Source organism: Streptomyces sp. NPDC020597, from assembly GCF_044335095.1.
Taxonomy (GTDB): Bacteria; Actinomycetota; Actinomycetes; order Streptomycetales; family Streptomycetaceae; genus Streptomyces.
Window position 1 is genome coordinate 422,226 of record NZ_JBIRUL010000001.1, and the last position, 18,490, is coordinate 440,715.

The 18,490-nt window shown below is 72.2% G+C and carries 18 protein-coding genes and 1 pseudogene; 15 read left to right on the plus strand and 4 right to left on the minus strand.

Annotated features, from left to right (window positions below; genetic code table 11):
• Positions 1–291: 291 nt before the first annotated feature.
• Entirely contained in the window at positions 292–1,398 is a 1,107-nt protein-coding gene (locus tag ACH4ZA_RS02005) for a hypothetical protein (RefSeq protein WP_398427606.1), read from the plus strand.
• A gap of 82 nt (positions 1,399–1,480) precedes the next feature.
• On the opposite strand, the gene ACH4ZA_RS02010 is transcribed toward ACH4ZA_RS02005, so the two are convergent.
• Positions 1,481–2,005: a hypothetical protein gene (locus ACH4ZA_RS02010; RefSeq protein ID WP_319280555.1), complete on the minus strand. Its 525-nt coding sequence runs from the start codon at positions 2,003–2,005 to the stop codon at positions 1,481–1,483.
• Between the two features lie 171 nt (positions 2,006–2,176).
• Between ACH4ZA_RS02010 and ACH4ZA_RS02015 the strand changes: the two genes are divergently transcribed.
• The gene (locus ACH4ZA_RS02015) at positions 2,177–2,458 is read left to right on the plus strand and encodes a hypothetical protein (protein ID WP_398427607.1); all 282 of its coding nucleotides are present in this window, start codon (positions 2,177–2,179) and stop codon (positions 2,456–2,458) included.
• Between the two features lie 491 nt (positions 2,459–2,949).
• On the opposite strand, the gene ACH4ZA_RS02020 is transcribed toward ACH4ZA_RS02015, so the two are convergent.
• Both ACH4ZA_RS02020 and ACH4ZA_RS02025 read right to left on the minus strand, forming a co-directional pair.
• Positions 2,950–3,144, minus strand: coding sequence for a hypothetical protein (locus tag ACH4ZA_RS02020; protein WP_319280551.1), 195 nt, complete (start codon positions 3,142–3,144; stop codon positions 2,950–2,952).
• A gap of 84 nt (positions 3,145–3,228) precedes the next feature.
• The gene (locus ACH4ZA_RS02025) at positions 3,229–3,999 is read right to left on the minus strand and encodes a BTAD domain-containing putative transcriptional regulator (RefSeq protein ID WP_398427608.1); all 771 of its coding nucleotides are present in this window, start codon (positions 3,997–3,999) and stop codon (positions 3,229–3,231) included.
• Between the two features lie 137 nt (positions 4,000–4,136).
• Here ACH4ZA_RS02025 and ACH4ZA_RS02030 point away from each other — a divergent pair, with 137 nt between their 5' ends.
• The 6 genes from ACH4ZA_RS02030 to ACH4ZA_RS02055 all read left to right on the plus strand — a co-directional run bounded on the left by ACH4ZA_RS02030 (position 4,137) and on the right by ACH4ZA_RS02055 (position 8,399).
• Positions 4,137–4,667, plus strand: a complete 531-nt coding sequence (locus ACH4ZA_RS02030) for a redoxin domain-containing protein (protein ID WP_319280547.1) — start codon at positions 4,137–4,139, stop codon at positions 4,665–4,667.
• Positions 4,668–4,740: 73 nt separating this feature from the next.
• A complete protein-coding gene (locus tag ACH4ZA_RS02035; protein ID WP_107442103.1) occupies positions 4,741–4,920 on the plus strand; it encodes a hypothetical protein in 180 nt (59 codons plus the stop codon).
• Between the two features lie 73 nt (positions 4,921–4,993).
• Positions 4,994–5,527, plus strand: a complete 534-nt coding sequence (locus ACH4ZA_RS02040; protein ID WP_319280544.1) for a MauE/DoxX family redox-associated membrane protein — start codon at positions 4,994–4,996, stop codon at positions 5,525–5,527.
• Between the two features lie 15 nt (positions 5,528–5,542).
• On the plus strand, positions 5,543–6,094 hold the full coding sequence (locus tag ACH4ZA_RS02045; protein ID WP_398427609.1) for a TlpA family protein disulfide reductase: 552 nt from the start codon (positions 5,543–5,545) through the stop codon (positions 6,092–6,094).
• Positions 6,091–7,923, plus strand: a complete 1,833-nt coding sequence (locus ACH4ZA_RS02050) for an ABC transporter ATP-binding protein (RefSeq protein WP_398427610.1) — start codon at positions 6,091–6,093, stop codon at positions 7,921–7,923. Before ACH4ZA_RS02045 ends, ACH4ZA_RS02050 begins: the two co-directional genes overlap by 4 nt.
• The gene (locus ACH4ZA_RS02055; RefSeq protein ID WP_398427611.1) at positions 7,920–8,399 is read left to right on the plus strand and encodes a S26 family signal peptidase; all 480 of its coding nucleotides are present in this window, start codon (positions 7,920–7,922) and stop codon (positions 8,397–8,399) included. The genes ACH4ZA_RS02050 and ACH4ZA_RS02055 overlap by 4 nt, the downstream gene beginning before the upstream one ends.
• Here ACH4ZA_RS02055 and ACH4ZA_RS02060 read toward each other — a convergent pair whose 3' ends face one another.
• A complete protein-coding gene (locus ACH4ZA_RS02060; protein ID WP_398427612.1) occupies positions 8,400–8,981 on the minus strand; it encodes a Uma2 family endonuclease in 582 nt (193 codons plus the stop codon).
• A 198-nt stretch (positions 8,982–9,179) separates the two neighbouring features.
• Here ACH4ZA_RS02060 and ACH4ZA_RS02065 point away from each other — a divergent pair, with 198 nt between their 5' ends.
• The 7 genes and pseudogenes from ACH4ZA_RS02065 to ACH4ZA_RS02095 all read left to right on the plus strand — a co-directional run bounded on the left by ACH4ZA_RS02065 (position 9,180) and on the right by ACH4ZA_RS02095 (position 18,418).
• A complete protein-coding gene (locus ACH4ZA_RS02065; protein WP_398427613.1) occupies positions 9,180–11,333 on the plus strand; it encodes a DEAD/DEAH box helicase in 2,154 nt (717 codons plus the stop codon).
• A 218-nt stretch (positions 11,334–11,551) separates the two neighbouring features.
• The gene (locus tag ACH4ZA_RS02070) at positions 11,552–12,886 is read left to right on the plus strand and encodes a DUF4190 domain-containing protein (RefSeq protein ID WP_398427614.1); all 1,335 of its coding nucleotides are present in this window, start codon (positions 11,552–11,554) and stop codon (positions 12,884–12,886) included.
• Positions 12,887–13,033: 147 nt separating this feature from the next.
• Complete coding sequence (locus ACH4ZA_RS02075) at positions 13,034–13,786, plus strand: GntR family transcriptional regulator (RefSeq protein ID WP_319280533.1); 753 nt, start codon at positions 13,034–13,036, stop codon at positions 13,784–13,786.
• A gap of 412 nt (positions 13,787–14,198) precedes the next feature.
• Positions 14,199–14,369, plus strand: a pseudogene (locus ACH4ZA_RS02080) (SPOR domain-containing protein); the annotation flags it as partial.
• Positions 14,370–14,554: 185 nt separating this feature from the next.
• Entirely contained in the window at positions 14,555–14,989 is a 435-nt protein-coding gene (locus ACH4ZA_RS02085) for a (deoxy)nucleoside triphosphate pyrophosphohydrolase (RefSeq protein ID WP_319280530.1), read from the plus strand.
• Positions 14,990–15,101: 112 nt separating this feature from the next.
• Positions 15,102–15,530: an ATP-binding protein gene (locus tag ACH4ZA_RS02090; protein ID WP_319280528.1), complete on the plus strand. Its 429-nt coding sequence runs from the start codon at positions 15,102–15,104 to the stop codon at positions 15,528–15,530.
• Between the two features lie 269 nt (positions 15,531–15,799).
• Entirely contained in the window at positions 15,800–18,418 is a 2,619-nt protein-coding gene (locus tag ACH4ZA_RS02095) for a SpoIIE family protein phosphatase (RefSeq protein ID WP_319280526.1), read from the plus strand.
• Positions 18,419–18,490 lie beyond the last annotated feature (72 nt).

Here is an 18,490-nt window from a genome sequence, read left to right on the forward strand (position 1 = left end):
TTCGCTTTCTGCTTTTCGGCGGTTGGTCAGTGAGTGGCGGTGGAGCTGCAAGTATCGGGCCGATCACCGGTTTCGGTAACCGGCGATCCGCCGCTATGTTGCCGCTCTTCCGCCTCTTGGCGAGTTCCGTAGGCCGCGGGCGGAGCGCAAGCCTCAGTAGGAGCGTCGCCGACATGCTGCCGCGGGCATGCATCGCTGACCCTGTGGTGCCGTTCCCGCAACGGATGAGAAAGCATGTTGGAGGGCTGTCGGCGAGTTGCGACAATGTGTCTGTTTCCCAGGCGGAGGACATTGTTCTTTTTCGTGTGTGCGGGATGCGGCGCCGAGTTGACCACCCTGCTGTCCCAGGTCTCACTGCCAGTCCACGCACGTCAGAAGTACGGGAACGGGGCCCAGCTTCCGGTGCTCATGGAGTCCTTGACGTTTGCCGTGGACCCGGACCCCTGGGGAGGGCCGTGGCGGATGTGGGACGAGATCGATCCGGGCGAGGCGGAGGCACGAGGCGTCTACGCGCCGGTCTACGCCCTGTCCGACAGCCCGCCCGGGGCGAGTGTCATCGCGCCGGGTGATATCCGTGGAACCCGGCTGATCCCCGAGAAACGCGGCGGTGCCTGCTGCGGTCTCGACGGAGCCGACGGGCCCAACACGGCCTGTGAGACATGCGACCTCCCCGTGGCGACCAGGGTCGACGACTGCTCGCTCTGGCAGGCAGTGCGTCTCAGCCCGGACGCCGTGCACCGCGTCCCCGTTGACGGCATCCACGTTGCGCCCCGCTCTTGGTCGGAGCTCGCAGAGAAGGGGGACAAGACGCCCCCGTTCGAGCCGATTGCCACGTGGGGAGGACGGATGGGGTCGAACCATTACTGGTCGTGGAGCCCGCAGTGGGAGGCGGCGGCGGGCCAGGCGCTCGCCCACCTGCTGGTTGCCTCCCAAGGGCAGCCGGTGAAGGTTCCGGGCGGTCTGACCGCGGACGTGTTCCAACGCGCGCTCGACGCCCTGCTGCCCGCAGGCCCTCCGAAGCGGCGCGCCGTCCTGGCTGGACCGGGACAGCCCTCCCCGGACGCGGCCGTCGACATCCTTCTCGTACCGGTCCATCCCCAGACAGGTCAGACCTGGACGCCCGCCGGCCCCACTGCGTCGGCATACCTGGTGCCCCTGCCGCTGGGGGTGTGGCTGTGGCTGGTCTCTCCCCAGCCCTACTTGCCGGTGCCTGCGTCAGGTCGCATACCCCAAGACGTACTCCGCGACGACCCTCTCCCGCTGCTCCCCAACTATCTGTTCCGGGCCGACCGGGAAACGTTCCTGCACACCTTGGTCCGGCTGCCAGCCGTGCGCAGCCCGTGGCTGCACACGATCGTCGAGAACCTCACGCAGCGCACCTCGGCCCACCTCCTCTAGCCGTCTGGCAATCGAACAGCTCCAGACGCTCGTGCCTCCCGAAGTGGTCGACATCTGCCGTCCAATCTTCGGACCTCACCCGTCAGAAGCGCGGCCCGACAGTGGGATGCGAGACCAACGCGCAGGCAGCGATCTGCAGTTGCGCTTCCCACGCCGCCTCGTCGAGCCCCGATGTGTACTCGATGCAGCACGCGCATGGCGGGAGTAGCGCCAGGAATGCTTGCTCCTCAGTGGTCTCGACCTCCATCTCCGACCAATCGTCCGATGCCAACTCGGCGAGATCCACCTCCCCGGCAGTGAATCGAGCGGCCAGCCTGCGCAGCGCGTACCGACGGGCAAGGTGGCGATCGGGCAGATTGATCCCCAATTCTTCAAGAGCCTGCTCGAACGTGTCGCGGATGTCCCGGGGGTCCGCGTGACGCGGCAGGCCGGCGAGCTCGCACAGGGTCGGCGTGTCCATTCCCCCTGCGAGTGACTGGGCAGCGGTCATCGGTAGGTCTTCCAGACACAACTGATCCGCCTGATACAGCCACGCTGCCTCCACCAGGGGCGGACAAGTGCCGTGGACAGGGCTGTCAGGCTCGAATGTCTCGTCTATCGCTGCCATGGTTCATACGATGCCAGCGCGGCTCGCGAGACAGCCTTGCGATTCGGACTGCCTCGGCAAACCGTCCTGTGGTCCGCCCCAACACATGCTGTTACTCCGGTGACACTCCGCGACCGCTCCCCAAATCTAGGGCCCCAGGTCAGCTTGATCATGCGCGGATCGTAGAGGCGCGTGCGGTGCGCCGCAGGGGGCCACGGGGGCGACGAACTGCTGGCGGGCTGTGCCGATGCGATCGCGGCGTTCCGTGAGCTGCTGGATCGGCACCTGCGGTCGCGGCCGGACGACTACTTCGCGACCTTCCTCGACTCGCTCGCGGCCGAAGAGCGGTACCACTGGAGTGCGGCCCTGGGGGACTTCTCGGATGACTTCTATGAGGTCGCCTGCCCTCACTGCGCTGTCGAGGTGACGATTGCTATAGGCGGCTACGGGCGCTACTCAGCGATCCGGGACTGAAACCTGGGCGACGTGGACCGACGGGGACTGCGGCCGGCGTCCCCCGAGGGCCTCTCCGGCATCGGTCGATGGATGCACGAGACTGCCGTCCGCGATGGCGAAGCCGTGCTCGCCGACGGTATCGCCCATCTCTTCGGCCATGCAGAATGCCCGCGCTGTGCCGGCGTCTTCACCATTGCGGATGAGTACGCGGCTTCCAATCGTCGTTCTTCGCCTCGACGGCCCTCGCGAACGGCGTTCCGATCCACGAAGTGAGCCGCTGGCTCGGTCACCGGAACATCAAGAACACCGTCGACACGTACGGGCACCTGGTGCCGGAGGCGTGGGACCGGTGCCGGGACGTGATACAGCAGGCGCTTCGACCGCCGCCGGTACGCGCCGTTGCCGTGGCGGTATGACGTGCTGACTCGGCGACACGGTGCTGACTTGGTGCTGACCCTGTGCCCCTTCGAGGGGCGGAAACCCTTGGGAACACTGGGCAGGAGGGAGTTCTATGAACGTTCCCGCTTCAACGTGTAGTAGCGGATGTACAGGTCGTAGAGGGTCCGGCCCTTCGGGGTCGGGTCCTTGCGGAGGCCTTCGGCTTCGGCGCGGGCGGTCACGGGCGGTCCCGGCGCCAGAAGGTGGGGAGCCACCAGCAGCGCCCCGCCCGCCCCGCCGACCACGAGATCGACGGGGCGGGGCAACAGGACCGTCCGGATCGACGGCGCACACCGCGCACACCGCGCACACCGCGCACACGGCGCCGCGGCGGGAGGTGCGGCCGGGTGTCAGGCGGCGCCCAGGGCGCCGCAGCGGAAGATGTGGCGGTCCACGGGGTCGTCCCGCAGGATCGCCCCGCGCAGGTCCTGCAGCTCCCGGCTCAGGTCCAGCCCCAGCCGGGCGGTCATACGGGCTCGTGCCGACGACAGCACGCGCAGCGCGTCCGCGCGGCGGCCGCATTCGTAGAGCGTGGCGGCCTGGAAGGCCAGGAGCATCTCGTGCTCGGGGTGCTCGACGGTGAGCCGCGCGAGCTCCGCGGCGAGCGACGAGTAGTTGCCCAGCTTGAACTCCGCCGCGACGCGCAGCAGTTGCGCCGAGATCAGCAGCTCGTCGAAAGCGGTGGCGACGCCTCGCCGGGTCCGCTCGGATGCGACGTCCTCCAGCACCGCCCCCCGCCACTCGGCCAGCGCGGCCGAGGCGAGTCGTGACACCTCCCGGGGCTCGGTGCCCCGCTGGGCCCGGTCGACCAGCTGGGTGAAGCGGTGCAGGTCCACCAGCTGCGGATCACCGGTCAGCATGTACGTCGAACCGCTCCGCGCCAGCCGTACCGCCCCGTCGGCCCCGCCCCGGCGCAGGCTCGCCCGCAGCCGGCAGACGTTCACGTACAGGTCGGCCCGGGACCTCGGTCGTTCGTCCTCGTCGGAGAGCAGATCGGACAGGCGGTCCATCGGGAGCGGGCGGCCGATCTCCAGCAGAAGTAAGCCCAGCAGCAGACGCTCGCGGCGGCGCCCGATGGCTCTGGGGTGTCCGTCGACGGTCCATTCAACTCTGCCGAGCACTCGAAAATATGACCCCGTGGCATGCATGCGGTCATGGTGCTCAGCCCGTCATGGTCCTGGCAAGGTGTTGGCATCCTCCTGGCAGGCCCCACCTCTCACACTGCTCCCAAGTGCAACCGCGCCCAGGGGGTCGAAACGTGCCATACGTCATAGCCGGTCTGGTGCTCGTCGGAGCCGTCGCCCTGCTCAACCTCGTCCTGCTCCTGGTCATCCTGCGCCGCTGGCAGGAGCTCGAAGCCGTCCGCCGACGCGGTGACTTCGCGGCCCAGGGGCCCCAACCCGGGGACGGACTCCCGGACTTCACCGCCACCGCGCTCAGCGGGCGGACGCTGACCCAGGACGAATTCCGCTCCGGGGAACTGCTGCTGGGCGTCTTCTCCCACGACTGCCCGTCCTGCACCGACGCCCTCCCCGACTTCGCCGAACGGGCCGACCGGACCCGGGCAGCGGGCGGCCGGGTGCTGGCCCTGGTGATCGGCGCCGAAGCAGGCGAGAGCAGTCTGACCGCCCGACTCGTCGGGCCGGCGGACGAGGTGGTGCCGGAGCCCGAGGCGTCACCGCTGTTCCGCGCCCTGCGGGTCCCCGCCTTCCCCACGATTCTCGGATACCGGGACGGCGTCGTCGCCCCCTCCGCCGCCGACCGCGAACCGGTACCGGCGGCCTCCTGAGCCCCGGTGCGACCGCGGATCGCGGTCGCACCGCGGAGTACGCACATCCCATCCCCACAGGAAGAGGAGAACCATGCGCACACTCAAGGCCGGTGCGGGCCGTCTGATCGAGCGGATCCTGCCCAAGGCCGTCGCCGACGCGGGCTGCCCGCCGGACTGCTGGACCGAGTGGAGCACCAGCGCCCAGCGCTGCCGTCGCTGCTGCTACACCGGCGCGTGCAAGGTCAGCTGCGGAAGCTGGGACTACTGCTGAACCACCGCGGGGCGGGCCGCGTGCGGCCCGCCCCGTGCCCGCCGGCCCAGCACCCCTTCACCCGGAGTCCCCCTTGTCCGACCTGCTGCTCGTCTGCCGCCTGACCCTGATCTGCGTGCTGGCCGTGGCCGGCGTCGCCAAGCTGCGCGACCGCCGCCGGTTCGCCGCGGCGCTGGGCGACCTCACCCGGCTGCCCGCCGCCGCCCGGCCGGCGCTCGCCGTCCTGGTGCCCGCGGCCGAGCTCCTCGCCGCCGTGCTCCTCGCCGTGCCCCGGACCCTCACCGCGGGACTGGCCGTCGCCGCCGCGCTGTGCGCGGGATTCAGCGTCGTCGCCGTCACCGCCATGCGTCGTCGCAGCTCGGCCGGCTGCCCCTGCTTCGGCAGCAGGACCACCGTGCCCATGGGCCCCTGGCATGTCGCACGCAACGCCGTCCTCACCGGGCTCGCGCTCCTCGGCGGTGTCATCGCCCTCGACCAGGGCGCCACCGCCTCCTACGACGCCCCGGCACTCGTGCTCGCCGTCGCGGTGGCCGGCTACCTCACCACGCTCGCCGTCTTCACCGACGACCTCGCGTTCTTCTTCTCCGCCCGCACCGGCCAACGCTGAAAGGACGATCACACAGTGAGCTACGCCATCGCCGGCCTCGCCCTTCTCGCCGCGGTCACCCTCGTCAACGCCCTCCTCACCGTCGCGGTCAGCAAACGGTGGCGGACCACGATGGCCCCGGCCCCGCCCGCCGCCGCCCCGGGGCCGCCGGCGCTCGCCGTCCAGGAGGGCGACCGCGCCCCCGCGTTCACTCTGCGCACCCCGGCGGGCGACGTCGGCGCGTCCGCCCTGGCCGGGCAGCCCGCCCTCATCTGCTTCCTCCGCCCCGACTGCGGCCCCACCCGGGACAGCCTTCCCGGGATCCGGCGCTGGGCCGAGGCGAACACCCCGTCAGGCGCGCGGCTGGTCGCCGTCGTCAGCGGCTCGCCCGCCGATGCGGGCCCCTTGCTCGAAGCGGTCGGCCCGCTCACCGCACTCACCGCCACCGACCCCCTGGACGGGCCCGTCGCCGGAGCCTTCGGCGTCCGCCACCACCCGTCGTTCGTCCTCCTCGACGCCGACGGCACCGTCACCGGGACGGGCATCGGCCAAGGCTCCCTGCCCGCGCTCGACCTTCTGTCCGCATGAGCGGGCGGTCCGCCTCCCGCCCCGCCGACGTCCTGCGGGGCCTCGGCGCCGTCCTCGCCCTCACGGTGCGGTCCTGCCCAGGGGCGCTCGCCGCCCGCGTCGCCACCGTCGTCATCGCGGGCACGGCCCCCGTGGCGGCGTCCTGGCTGCTCAGGTACGTGGTCGACAGCCTCACCGCGCAGGGGTTGCGCGCCTCGGACCTCAACTGGGCGGCGGCCGGCATCGGCCTGTTCACGGTCCTCCTCGCCGCTTCGTCGGCGCTCTCCTCCTACGCCGACGGCCGTATCCGCCGCGCCACCTCCACCCGGGCGCAGAGCGAGCTGCTCACGGCCGTCAACCGGCTCAGTGGTCTGTCCAAGCTCGAACAGCCCGCCTTCCACGACCGCGTCCAACTGGCCGTCCAGAGTGCGCAGGGGGCCGAGCGACTGGTCGGCGCCGCCCTTCAGGGCGCCCAGAGCCTCCTCACCCTGGCGGGTTTCCTGACGAGTCTGCTGCTCGTCAGCCCCACCCTGGCCGCCGTGCTCGTCGTCGCGGCCGTTCCGGCCCTCTTCGCCCATCTCGCCAACAGCCGGCATCGCGCGGACATGTTCTGGCGCACCAGCAGCCTCGCCCGCCGCCAGATCTTCTACCGAGGGCTGCTCACGGACTCCCAGGCGGCGAAGGAGATCCGTCTCTACGGCCTCGGCGACTACTTCGCGCAGCGGCTGCGCACCGACCTCGACAGCATCAACCGGCAGGAGGAACGCCTCGACCGCCGCCTCGTCGCCTACGAGACGGCCCTCGCGGTCCTCGGAGCGGCCGTCTCCACCGCCGCGCTCGTCTGGGGGGTGCACCGGGCAGCCGCCCACGTCCTCACCGCCGGTGACGTGTCCCTCCTGGTGGCGGCCCTCGCGGGCATGCAGACGGCGCTCGTCGGCCTGGTGGGGTGCATCGCGCAGAGCCACCAGACGGCGCTGCTGTTCAGCCACTACCTGCATGTCGTCCAGGTCCGCGACGACCTCCCCGCCCCGGCCGCCCCCCTCGCCCCACCGCCCCTGAGCCGGGGCCTCGAACTGCGGGACGTCTGGTTCCGCTACAGCGACGACGGACCGTGGATCCTCCGCGGCATCAGCCTGTTCGTCCCGCACGGCACCAGCCTGGCCGTCGTCGGACTCAACGGGGCCGGCAAGAGCACCCTCGTCAAACTGCTGTGCCGGCTCTACGACCCGCAGCGGGGCAGCATCCACTGGGACGGCGTCGACATCAGGGAGTTCGCCGCGGACCAGCTGCGCGAGCGGGTCAGCGTCGTCTTCCAGGACCCGATGGAGTACGACCTCACCGCCGGGGAGAACATCGGCCTCGGCGACCTCGCGTCCCTCCACGACCACGGGCGCATCCGTGCTGCCGCCGACGACGCGGACATCCACACGGCCCTCACCCGCCTCCCCCAGGGGTACGACACCATGCTCAGCCGCATGTTCTTCCCCGACGACACGGAGGACACCAGCCCCGGCGTCCAGTTGTCGGGCGGCCAGTGGCAGCGCCTCGCGCTCGCCCGCGCCCTGATGCGTTCCGAACGCGATCTCATGATCCTGGACGAACCCGGCACCGGCCTCGACGCGGTCGCCGAACGACATGTCCACGACCGGCTCACCTCGCTCCGGAAGGGCGCGACGAGCATCCTCGTCTCCCACCGTCTCAACACCGTCCGCGCCGCGGACGCCATCGTCGTCATCGCCGACGGAACCGTGCGGGAGGCGGGCACCCACGGTCAGCTCATGGCCGCCCAGGGCGCCTACGCCGAGCTCTTCACCACGCAGGCGCAGGGCTACGAGGAGACCGTCCGGTGACGGTCGCGGCGTCGGCGCTCCTCACCCTCGCCGCGCTCCTCGCCGCGGCCCTGACGCTGGCGCGCGGGCGGCTGGTGGCCGTGACCGTCCGCGGGTACAGCATGTCGCCGACCCTCATGCCCGGCGACCGGATCCTCCTGCTCCGCGGCAGACGCCGGGTCGCGACGGGCCGGGTGGCCGTCGTCGTCGCGCCCCACCCCGAACACGGTTGGCGCACCCCGACAGGCACCGCGCCCGAGTCGAGCGACGCGTGGGACGGGTGGTACGTCAAACGCGTCGCCGCCGTCGCCGGTGAGCCCGTGCCGCGCTGGGCAGGCCGGTGCCCCGGCACGCACGTGCCGCCGGGGATGCTCGTCCTGCTGGGCGAGCAGCCGGGCTCGAGGGACTCCAAGCAGCTGGGCTACTGCCCCGAGGACAAGCTCATCGGGACCGTCCTGTTCCGCCTGCGTGCCGCCGCGGCCCGAAACACGCTCTAGTCAGGCGCGCCGGGGCGGGGTGAGCTTGTCCAGGTCCAGGCTGATCTCGAAGGGCACCGGCCGCCGGAGTGCCCCTCGGAAGATGCCCGCGGGCGCGTAGGCACCGGTCGGCTCGTCGAGTTCGTAGACGTGTACGACGGGATCCCCGTCCTCGTCCTCGATGCGCCAGTAGTGCGGGATGCCCGCCTCCGCGTACTTGCGGAGCTTGACCGTGCGATCCCGGTGCGCGGACTCGGGCGAGACGACCTCGATGAGGAGTTTCACGTCCTCCGGGGCGTACCAGGTGCGGTCGGGGTCGTAGGGCACGTTCGTCAGCAGGAGGTCCGGCTCGGGGCGGTTCCGGTCATCGAGGCGGATCGTCATCTCCCGCTCGACCTCGATGCCGGCCGGCGCCTGCGCCATGAGCGTGGTGGTGAGAGCGGTGACGAGGCGGCTGTGCCAGGCTCGCTGCGGCGACATCATGAAGACGAGGGCTCCGTCGATGAGCTCGGTGTGGCGTGGCGCCTCGGGGAGGCGGTCCAAGTCCTCCGCGAACCAGCCTTCCGCACGCGGTGGGCGCATCCAGTCGGGCAGTGCGGTCATGGCTCAACGGTAGCGACTCGGTGCGGCGCGGGCCACGAGATCGTCACCGGATGCGGACCGGCCTCTTCCGGCGGCCGTCGGCGCGAACATGCGGATATGCCGGGCGTGTGTCGTCCGCTGCCGGACCCTCGCCGCGTCCGGGACCTCCCGTTCGGTGCGAGCATGGGAGGTGTTCGAGTGCGTGGGTGAGGGGGCGGCGTGACACGGGTGGGGGAGCTGTACGCGCAAGGTACGCGGCTGTACGACGCCGCTGTCGCGCTGCGCACCGACCACGCCCGTGCAGTGGACGCCGTCCGAGCCGCTCACGCGCCGCTCAGGGACGCGCTCGTCGCAGCGGAGCTCGGGTCCATCGCGCTCACCCGGCTGAAGGACGTCACCGAGGGACGGCTGCGGCTCGCGGCCGTCGAAGGGGCCGGCTTCGGCTCCGTCCGGGAGGTGTACGAGGCCGGCCGCCACCAGCTCCGGCTGATCCCCGGAGTCGGTGCGCAGACCGCCGACCAAGTCCTCGCCGCCGCACGGCAGATCGCCCGCGCGGTCGGGGAGACCGTCTCCGTGCGGATCGACGTCGACCGTCCCGAGCCCGGTACCGCGGCCCTGGTCGGCGCGCTGTACCGGCTCGTCGAGGCGGGTCCCGAACTGCCCCGTGCGGTGGCCGCCGCCGAGCGGTACGAGAAGCGGCTCGGCGAGCTGCTGCCCGCGGTCCGCCCGGCCACCGGCCGGCTGCGGCTGGCCCTCGCCGGACGGCCCCGCCGGGAGGCCGCGCGCACCGCCGTCACCGAACTGACCGCGCTGACGGCGGAGGCCGCCGAGGCCGGTGTGGCGCTGCACCTCGCGCAGGCCACCGCCGACCTGCTGCGCGAACCGGCCTCCGACATCGAGCCGTGGGTCGACTTCGAGGTGCGCTCGGCCGAGTACTACAGCCTGCTGGCGGAGATCTGCGCCCACCCGTCGGACACCGCGGCCGCCGAGGGCTTCGTGCCGTCGGAGGTGGCCGAGCAGGTGCACGCCCAGCGGCTCGACGACACCCACCGCCGGGTCTCCCTGCGCGGCTACCAGGCCTTCGGGGCACGGTTCGCGCTGGCCCGGCGGAGGGTCGTCCTCGGGGACGAGATGGGTCTCGGCAAGACGGTCCAGGCGATCGCCGTGCTCGCCCACCTGGCGGCCGAGGGCCACGCCCACTTCCTGGTGGTGTGCCCGGCCGGCGTGCTCATCAACTGGACCCGGGAGATCCGCGCGCGCAGCACGCTCAGGGCGGTGCCCGTGCACGGACCGGACCGGCGGGACGCGTACGCCGAGTGGCGCGAGCGCGGCGGGGTCGCGGTCACCACCTTCGACGTGCTGCACACCCTGCCCGAACCGGACGGCGGACCGCCGCCCGGACTGCTCGTCGTCGACGAGGCGCACTACGTCAAGAACCCGGCGACCCGGCGCGCCCGCTCGGTCGCGGTGTGGACCGGGCTGTGCGATCGCGTCCTGTTCCTCACCGGCACGCCGATGGAGAACCGTGTCGAGGAGTTCCGCGCCCTGGTGCGCTTCCTCCAGCCCGAACTCGTCCCAGGGGTTTACGACAGCTATGCGGTCGCCGGCCCGCAGGTCTTCCGCAAGGCGGTCGCCCCCGCCTATCTGCGCCGCAACCAGAAGGACGTGCTCACCGAACTGCCCGCGCTGATCCACGTCGACGAGTGGGAGGAGTTCAGCGCCGCCGACGAGGACGCGTACCGGACGGCGGTCGCGGCGGGGAACTTCATGGCGATGCGCCGTGCCGCCTATGCCGATCCGGCGAAGTCCGCCAAGCTCCAGCGGCTGCGCGAACTGGTCGGGGAGGCCACGGAGAACGGCCTGAAGACCGTCGTGTTCTCGTACTTCCGCGACGTCCTCACCACGGTCCGGGACGCGCTGGGCGACGCCGTGTTCGGGCCGATCGCCGGCGACGTCCCGGCCGTCCGACGGCAACGGCTCGTGGACGACTTCACGGCCGCCGAGGGGCCCGCGGTGCTGCTCTGCCAGATCGAGTCGGGCGGCGTCGGGCTCAACCTCCAGGCCGCGTCGGTGGTCGTCCTGTGCGAGCCGCAGACCAAGCCGACCCTGGAGCACCAGGCCGTGGCGCGGGCGCACCGCATGGGCCAGGTGCGGGCGGTCCAGGTGCACCGCCTGCTCGTCACGGACAGCGTGGACGACCGGCTGCTGCGCATCCTCGAGAGCAAGACCCGGCTCTTCGACGCCTACGCCCGCCGCAGCGACACGGCGGAGGCGACGCCGGACGCGGTCGACGTCTCCGACGACGGCCTCGCCCGCCGGATCGTGGAGGACGAACAGCGCAGGCTCGCCGGTGAGCCGCGGGACGCCCGGTAGCGCGGACTCGTCCCGGGCTTACGATGCGCCCAGCCGTATGGCGACCGCGCCGGTCGCACGTCGGTTCCGTGCTCGGCGGCCGTCCCCCGGCGACCGCGACGGCGCCCCGGGTGCACGCCGCACCGCACGACCGCCCCGACGTCCGACAGACCCGCCGCCCGACAACCCAGCCCGACAGCCCGACAGCCCGACCCGTCTGAAGCAGGAGCACGGTACTCGTGTCCATACCTCCGCCCCCGGGGCCCCACCAGCCCCAGGACCCGTACCAGCCTCCGCCCCCGCCGGGCCCGTACGCCCAGGGTTCCCACCCGCAGGGTCCCCACCCCCAAGGCCCGTCTCTCCAAGGCCCGTCTCCCCAGGACCCGTTCGCCCCGCCCCAGCAGCCCTCCCCGTACGGCGGGCAGCCGTACCCGTACGCTCAGGGGCCGTACCCGCAGGCCCCCTACGGGGCGTCGTCGTACCCGGCGTGGGGGCAGGGGTACAGCCCCTACGGGCGGCCCTCGGTCATCAACGGCGTGGCCATCGCCGCCCTCGTGCTCGGCATCCTCTGCTTCCTGCCGGGCGTGGGTCTGGTGCTCGGGATCGTCGCGCTGGCGCAGATCAGGAAGCGGGGGGAGCGCGGCAGGGGAATGGCGGTCGCGGGCGCCGTCCTGTCCTCCGTCGGGCTGGCGCTGTGGGTCCTGATGCTGGCCACCGGCGGAGCCGCCGACTTCTGGGAGGGGTTCAGGGCGGGCGCGGGCCCGGGCTCCAGTTTCTCGCTCGCCAAGGGCGACTGCTTCGACGTGCCCGGCGACTCCTTCGGCAGCGACGTCCACGACGTCGACGAAGTGCCCTGCTCCGGCGAGCACGACGCCGAGGTGTTCGCCACGATCCCGCTGTCCGGCCGCGACTACCCGGGCGAGGACGAGGTCGTGGAGGTGGCCGACGACAAGTGCTTCACGCTCCAGCACGCCTACGCGATGGATCCCTGGGCGCTGACCGAGGAGGTCGACGTCTACTACCTCACGCCCACCTCCGAGAGCTGGAGCTGGGGTGACCATGAGATCACGTGCGTCTTCGGCAACGTGGACGAGAAGGGCACCCTCACCGGCTCGCTGCGCGCCGACGAGACCACCCTCGACGCCGACCAACTGACCTTCCTCAAGGCCATGGCCGCCGTCGACGAGACGCTCTTCGAGGAGCCGGACGACCTCCCCGAGGAGGATCTGGCGGGCAACCGGGCCTGGGCCGGCGACGCCGGCGACGTCACCGTCGCGCAGGCTGCCGTGCTGGGCGGCCACACCTGGTCCGTGACGGCGAGGGCGCCGATGGCCGCCCTGGTGAGGGACATGCGGCGGTCCGGCAAGGAGTGGGCGGCGGCGGAGAAGGCCTCCGACGCGGACGCCTACTACCGGCACTACGAGATCGCCTACGGCGTGGTGGACGGCGACACGACCGTCACCGCCCGCGAGGCTCTGGGCCTGGCCACCACCCCGCCCGACTACGAAGACGACTCAGGCGGCTCGGTCGACGGCACGGGCGGGGACGACGGCGACAGCGGCCTCAATGTGTGATCGCGTCGTCAGCGGGGAGAAAGTGCCTGGGTGAAGCGTTTCGCCGACAGATGTCATCACATCGAGTGATTCTCTGGCCTTTACTTGCACGGCTCAACCCACGGTTGCCAGGCTGTAGCTGTCTGTACAACCTGATGGGAGTGGCCAGTGACATTCGGTGAGCAGCCGGCGTATCTGCGCGTCGCGGGTGATCTTCGGAAGAAGATCACCGACGGGTCGCTGCCGCCGCACACCCGGCTCCCCTCCCAGGCGAGAATCCGCGAGGAGTACGGCGTCTCCGACACCGTCGCCCTCGAGGCGCGCAAGGTGCTGATGGCCGAGGGGCTGGTCGAGGGCCGTTCCGGCTCGGGCACGTATGTGCGCGAGCGGCCCGTGCCCCGGCGGATCGCCCGCTCCGGCTACCGCCCGGTCAGCGGTGCGACGCCCTTCCGGCAGGAGCAGGCCGAGGCGCACACGCGCGGCACGTGGGAGTCCAGCAGCGAGCAGACCGAGGCGGGGGCCGCCGTCGCGGAGCGGCTCGGCATCCAGGCCGGCGACCGCGTGATGCGCACCCGCTACGTCTTCCGCGAGGCGGGCGAGGCGATGATGCTCTCCACCTCGTGGGAGCCCCTCGCGCTCACCGGGCGCACGCCCGTCATGCTGCCCGAGGAGGGGCCGCTCGGCGGCATGGGCGTCGTGGAGCGGATGCGCGCGATCGACGTCATCGTCGACAACGTCACGGAGGAGGTCGGCGCGCGCCCCGGTCTCGCGGAGGAGCTGCTCGCCCTCGGCGGCGTCCCCGGGCATGTCGTCCTGGTCGTGCAGCGCACGTACTACGCCTCGGGCCGCCCCGTCGAGACGGCCGACGTGGTGATCCCGGCCGACCGGTACCGGGTCGCGTACCACCTGCCGGTGAAGTAGTCGCCGGGCCGACGGGGCGGTGGCGCATGCGCGTCGACTTCGGGGCGGTAGCGCATGCGCATCGACGGCGCACACCCTTCCGGCAGTTGCCTCCGGGAACCCCACGGCCCGGGCCTGCCCGCGCGCCGTCGGAATCCGGTCGTTTCCGGGCGTTCCCGCAGGTCGCCCCCTAGGTGCCCAGACCCCCGCCGACCGGACACATCGTGGTGCGCGCACGGCGCGTCCGGCCTCGTGCGCCCCCTGCGTCCTGGCTGGTTGCGTACCTCTTTGTGTAAATCCGTGTTCGCTGAGTAAAGGTAAGGCGTACGCTCGGGCATATGCGGATTGCGGATTCCTTGGAAGGCGGGGCGCACGGCGTGCCGCGGACGGGATCCGGGCGGCGGTCGGGGGCGGGAAGGGGGCGTGCGGCGCGATGAACGACAGCACCATCTCTCTGCCTTGGCACGTGATACGGCAGGACGACAACGGCAACCGCTATCGCGTGGGCCGGTACGCGACCAGGGCCGAGGCCCAGAAGATCGCGGACAGCCTCGACGGTCGCGGCCACAAGCAGCTGTACTGGGTCGAGCGCGTCGGTCAGGGGCAGGGCCACGGGCACAGCCAGGGCCAGGTCCCGGCGCAGTCCCCGGCGTCGGGCCACGCGCAGCCGCAGGTTCAGGCGCACAACGGCGAGGGCACCCGGAACTGAACCGCCTCCGGCGCCCGGACCGCCCCGCGGAAACGAACCGCCCTCCGGCCGAGTTGCCCGGCTCCCGTAGGCTCCGCCGCATGACGGAACGGATCGTGGTGGTGGGAGCCGCCCTGTTCGACGGCGGTCGTCTGCTCGCCGCCCGCCGCAGCGCGCCGCCGGAGCTCGCCGGACGCTGGGAGCTGCCCGGCGGCAAGGTCGAGCGGGGCGAGACGCCGGAGGCGGCCCTCACGCGTGAACTGCGCGAGGAACTCGGCGTCGCCGCGGACGTCGTCGAGCGCGTCCCCGGCGAGTGGCCACTGAGACCGCCCTATGTGCTGCAGGTGTGGAGCGCCCGGCTGCACCCCGGCTCCGCCGCCCCCCGGCCCCTCCAGGACCACGACGCGCTGCGCTGGCTCGCCCCGGACGAGGTCTGGCAGGTCGACTGGCTCGACCAGGACGTGCCCGCGGTCCGCGAGACCCTCTCGAGGGTGCCGGGGACTTTGAGGGCTCCGGGGGTTCCGGGGACCGGCTGACCGGCGGCGGGGCCGCCGTCGTACGCCGTTCGCGCCACAGCACGCCCCGTGCGGCGGTACTGCCTCCCCGATATCGGGTATGTGCCCATTAACCCCATGAAATCGGACAGGGGTGTACTCGCTGGCCCGGGAAGTGATCGGCGTGATCGACACCGAAGGCGACCGCGCCGAGTGGACGTTCCCCGCGGACCCCGGCGCGGTGCGCACCGCCCGCCGCGCCGTGCGCGAGCAGCTGCGCGACTGGGGCGTCGACAGTGTGGGCGACCTCGCCGCCCTGTTGGTCAGCGAACTCGTCACCAACGCCCTGCGGCACGCCACCGGTCCCATCGGCGTCCGCCTGGTCCGCCCCGCCGGGCTGAAGGGCGTGCTCCTGGTCGAGGTCTCCGACCCGCTGCCGGATCCGCCCCGCGAGCGGATCGCCCGGCCCGACGACGAGAGCGGACGCGGACTGCAACTGGTGGCCTCCTCCTCGCGCCGCTGGGGTACCCGTCCGGGGGACACCGGCAAGACGGTGTGGTTCGAACTCGTCGTGCCGGATTGACCCGCCCCGGTGCGGGGATGAGCCGGTGTACAGCGGGGGCGACGCTGTCGCCGTCGGGATCCGGTCGCCGACCGGGGCCGGAACGTGTGGTTCGACGACGTGTCCGCTGGTTAGAAGACGGGAAGTGTCGTCGCAGGACGGGCCGGAAAAAGCCTGGACCGTGCTGTGATCGTGAACACCGTGTCGTGCGGCCCCGTAGTGCTGGATACTGCGGGCAGCCGCCGCCGGTGACCGGTGCCGGGCGCGGTGAGCTGGAGGGGACGGTTCGCGTGAGCGAGATACCAGCGAAGTCCACGGAGTTCGAGGACCCGTCGGGCGGCGCGAGGGCCGAGGCCGCCGTGCCCGGCGATCTCCCGGACGGCGAGGCGCCCGGCGACGCCATATGGCAGAGCAGCCCGCCCGGCTCGATCTACGACTACATCAAGGTCGCCTCGTTCTCCATCGGCCCCGACGGTCTCGTCGACCAGTGGAGCCTGCGCGCCGAGCAGATCTTCGGCATTCCCGCCGACCGGGCCGTGGGCATGGACCCCATCGACGCGTTCATCGACCCGGACCTGCGCGAGCGCGGCCAGCGCAAGATGGCCGAGATCCTGGACGGGCGCGAGTGGACCGGTGTGGTCCCGTTCCGGATGCCGGACCCGGTGCGCGGCGGAGGGCGCGGCGAGCAGGGCCTGGCCGAGGTGTACGTCATGCCGACGCGCAGCCTGGACGGCGAGAAGGCCGCCGTGTGCATCGTCGTCGACGTCCGCACGCTCCGCAGCATCGAGACGGACCTCGCCGCCTCGCAGGCCATTTTCGGCCAATCCCCCTTCGGCTTCCTGCTGATCGACCCCGACCTGCGGGTCCGCCGCGCCAACGAGCGCTTCGCCTCCGTCTTCGGCGGCACCCCCGACGACCACCGCGGCAAGGGCGTGCACGACTATCTGCCCCGGTCCGAGGCCGACCGGGTCAGCGCGACCCTGCGCCGGGTGCTGCAGACCGGCGACTCCATCACGGACATGCACGTCACCGGCTTCGTGCCGGGCTCCGACGAGCGCCGGCACTGGTCGATCAACCTCTACCGCGTGCACAGCGGCAGCGGCCGCCCGATCGGCGTCGCCTGGCTGGGCACCGACATCACCGCCCGTCGCGCCGCCGCCCGCGAGGCCGCCGCCGCGCGGCGCAATCTCGCCCTGCTGAACGACGCGGGAGCCCGCATCGGGAACTCCCTCGAGCTGGAGACGACCGCGCGCGAACTGCTCGACGTCGTCGTGCCCGGCTTCTGCGACCTCGCTACCGTCGACCTCTACCAAGGACTCCTGGCCGGCGACGAGACCCCGCCCGGCCTCGCCGACGGCAGCGCGGAACTGCGCAGGGTCGCCTTCTCGTCCGCCGTCTCCGACGCGCCCTTCCCCGGGGCGGGCGCGCCCGTCGCGGTCGGCGCGGTCCACCACTTCCCGTTCAACTCGCCCTGCGCCGACGCCCTGCGCACCGCCCGTCCACGGACCATCCCCGGCGACGAGGGCGGCCTCGTGCAGGGCACGCTCGCCGTCCCGATGGTCGCCCACGACACCGTCGTCGGCCTGGCGCAGTTCTCGCGGACCAAGGGCAGCGAGCCGTTCGGGGACCGGGACCGCGATCTGGCGGTGGAGCTCGCGGCGCGGGCGGCGGTCTGCATCGACAACGCCCGGCTGTACCGGCGCGAGCACGAACGGGCGCTGATACTGCAGCGGTCGCTGCTCCCGCCCGGCGACCCGGTGGCGTCCGGCCTGGACATCGCCTGCCGCTACCTGCCCGGCAACGTCTCCACCGGCCGTCCCAGCGAGGTCGGCGGCGACTGGTTCGACGTCATCGAACTGCCCGGTCACCGCACCGCGTTGGTGGTGGGGGACGTGATGGGCCGCGGCCTGCGGGCGGCGGTCGCGATGGGCGAACTGCGCACGGCCGTCCGCACGCTGGCCCTGCTGGACCTCGAACCGGCGGAGGTGCTCTCCGCGCTGGACGAGATCGCGCGCGGTCTCGGCACCCCCGGAGGCGTCCAGCAGGCGACCCGGGCCGCCCGCCGCCCCCGCGAGGCCGACCTGTCGGAGGTGTACCTCGCGACCTGCGTCTACGCGGTCTACGACTCGGTGACCCGCCGTTGCACGTTCGCCAACGCGGGCCATCTGCCTCCGGTCCTCGTCGAGCCCGGTGAGCCGGCGCTGATGCTCGACGTGCCGCCCGGCATGCCGCTCGGCGTGGGCGGCGAGCCCTTCGAGGAGGTCGAGGTCGAACTGCCCGAGGGCGCGCTGCTGGCGCTCTACACGGACGGCCTGGTCGAATCCCGCGACCATCCGCTGGACGAGGGCCTCAACGCGTTCGTGGGAGCTCTCACCGATCCCTCCGCTCCCCTCGAGGACGTCTGCGACCACGTCCTGAGCACCCTCGACTCGCACCACGGCGAGGACGACATCGCGCTGCTCATGGCCCGGGTGCAGGGCCTGCCCGCCGACTCGGTCGGCGACTGGACCCTGCCCCGCGAGCCGCGCAGTGTGGGCCGGGCCCGCGAGTACGCCCGCGGCCGACTGCTGGCCTGGGGCCTCGAACCCCTCGTCGACACGACGGAGCTGCTGGTCAGCGAACTCGTCACCAACGCGCTGCGGTACGGCGAGGGAGAGATCAGGCTACGGCTGCTGCTGGACCGCACCCTGGTGTGCGAGGTCTGGGACGCCGGCCTGGTCCAGCCGCGCAGGCGCCGCGCCCGGGACACCGACGAGGGGGGCCGTGGCCTCCAGCTCGTCGGTCTGCTGGCGGCGGCCTGGGGATCCCGCCGGACGCCGCGCGGGAAGACGGTGTGGTTCGAACTGCCGCTGCCGGACGGCGAGACGGGTCTGACGGACCCGGCGGAGGCACTGCTGAGCCTGTTCTGACTCCCGCTCGGACACGAGGGGAGCGGGCAGGACGGCCGCCGGTCGCACCGTCGCGCCCGTGCGGCCCGCGCC

Excerpts from the sequence above, each read along its gene's own strand:
- ACH4ZA_RS02010 (WP_319280555.1), bottom strand. The coding sequence starts at position 2,005 with ATGGCAGCGATAGACGAGACATTCGAGCCTGACAGCCCTGTCCACGGC.
- ACH4ZA_RS02035 (WP_107442103.1), top strand. The coding sequence starts at position 4,741 with ATGCGCACACTCAAGGCCGGTGCGGGCCGTCTGATCGAGCGGATCCTG.
- ACH4ZA_RS02050 (WP_398427610.1), top strand. The coding sequence starts at position 6,091 with ATGAGCGGGCGGTCCGCCTCCCGCCCCGCCGACGTCCTGCGGGGCCTC.
- ACH4ZA_RS02060 (WP_398427612.1), bottom strand. The coding sequence starts at position 8,981 with ATGACCGCACTGCCCGACTGGATGCGCCCACCGCGTGCGGAAGGCTGG.
- ACH4ZA_RS02085 (WP_319280530.1), top strand. The coding sequence starts at position 14,555 with ATGACGGAACGGATCGTGGTGGTGGGAGCCGCCCTGTTCGACGGCGGT.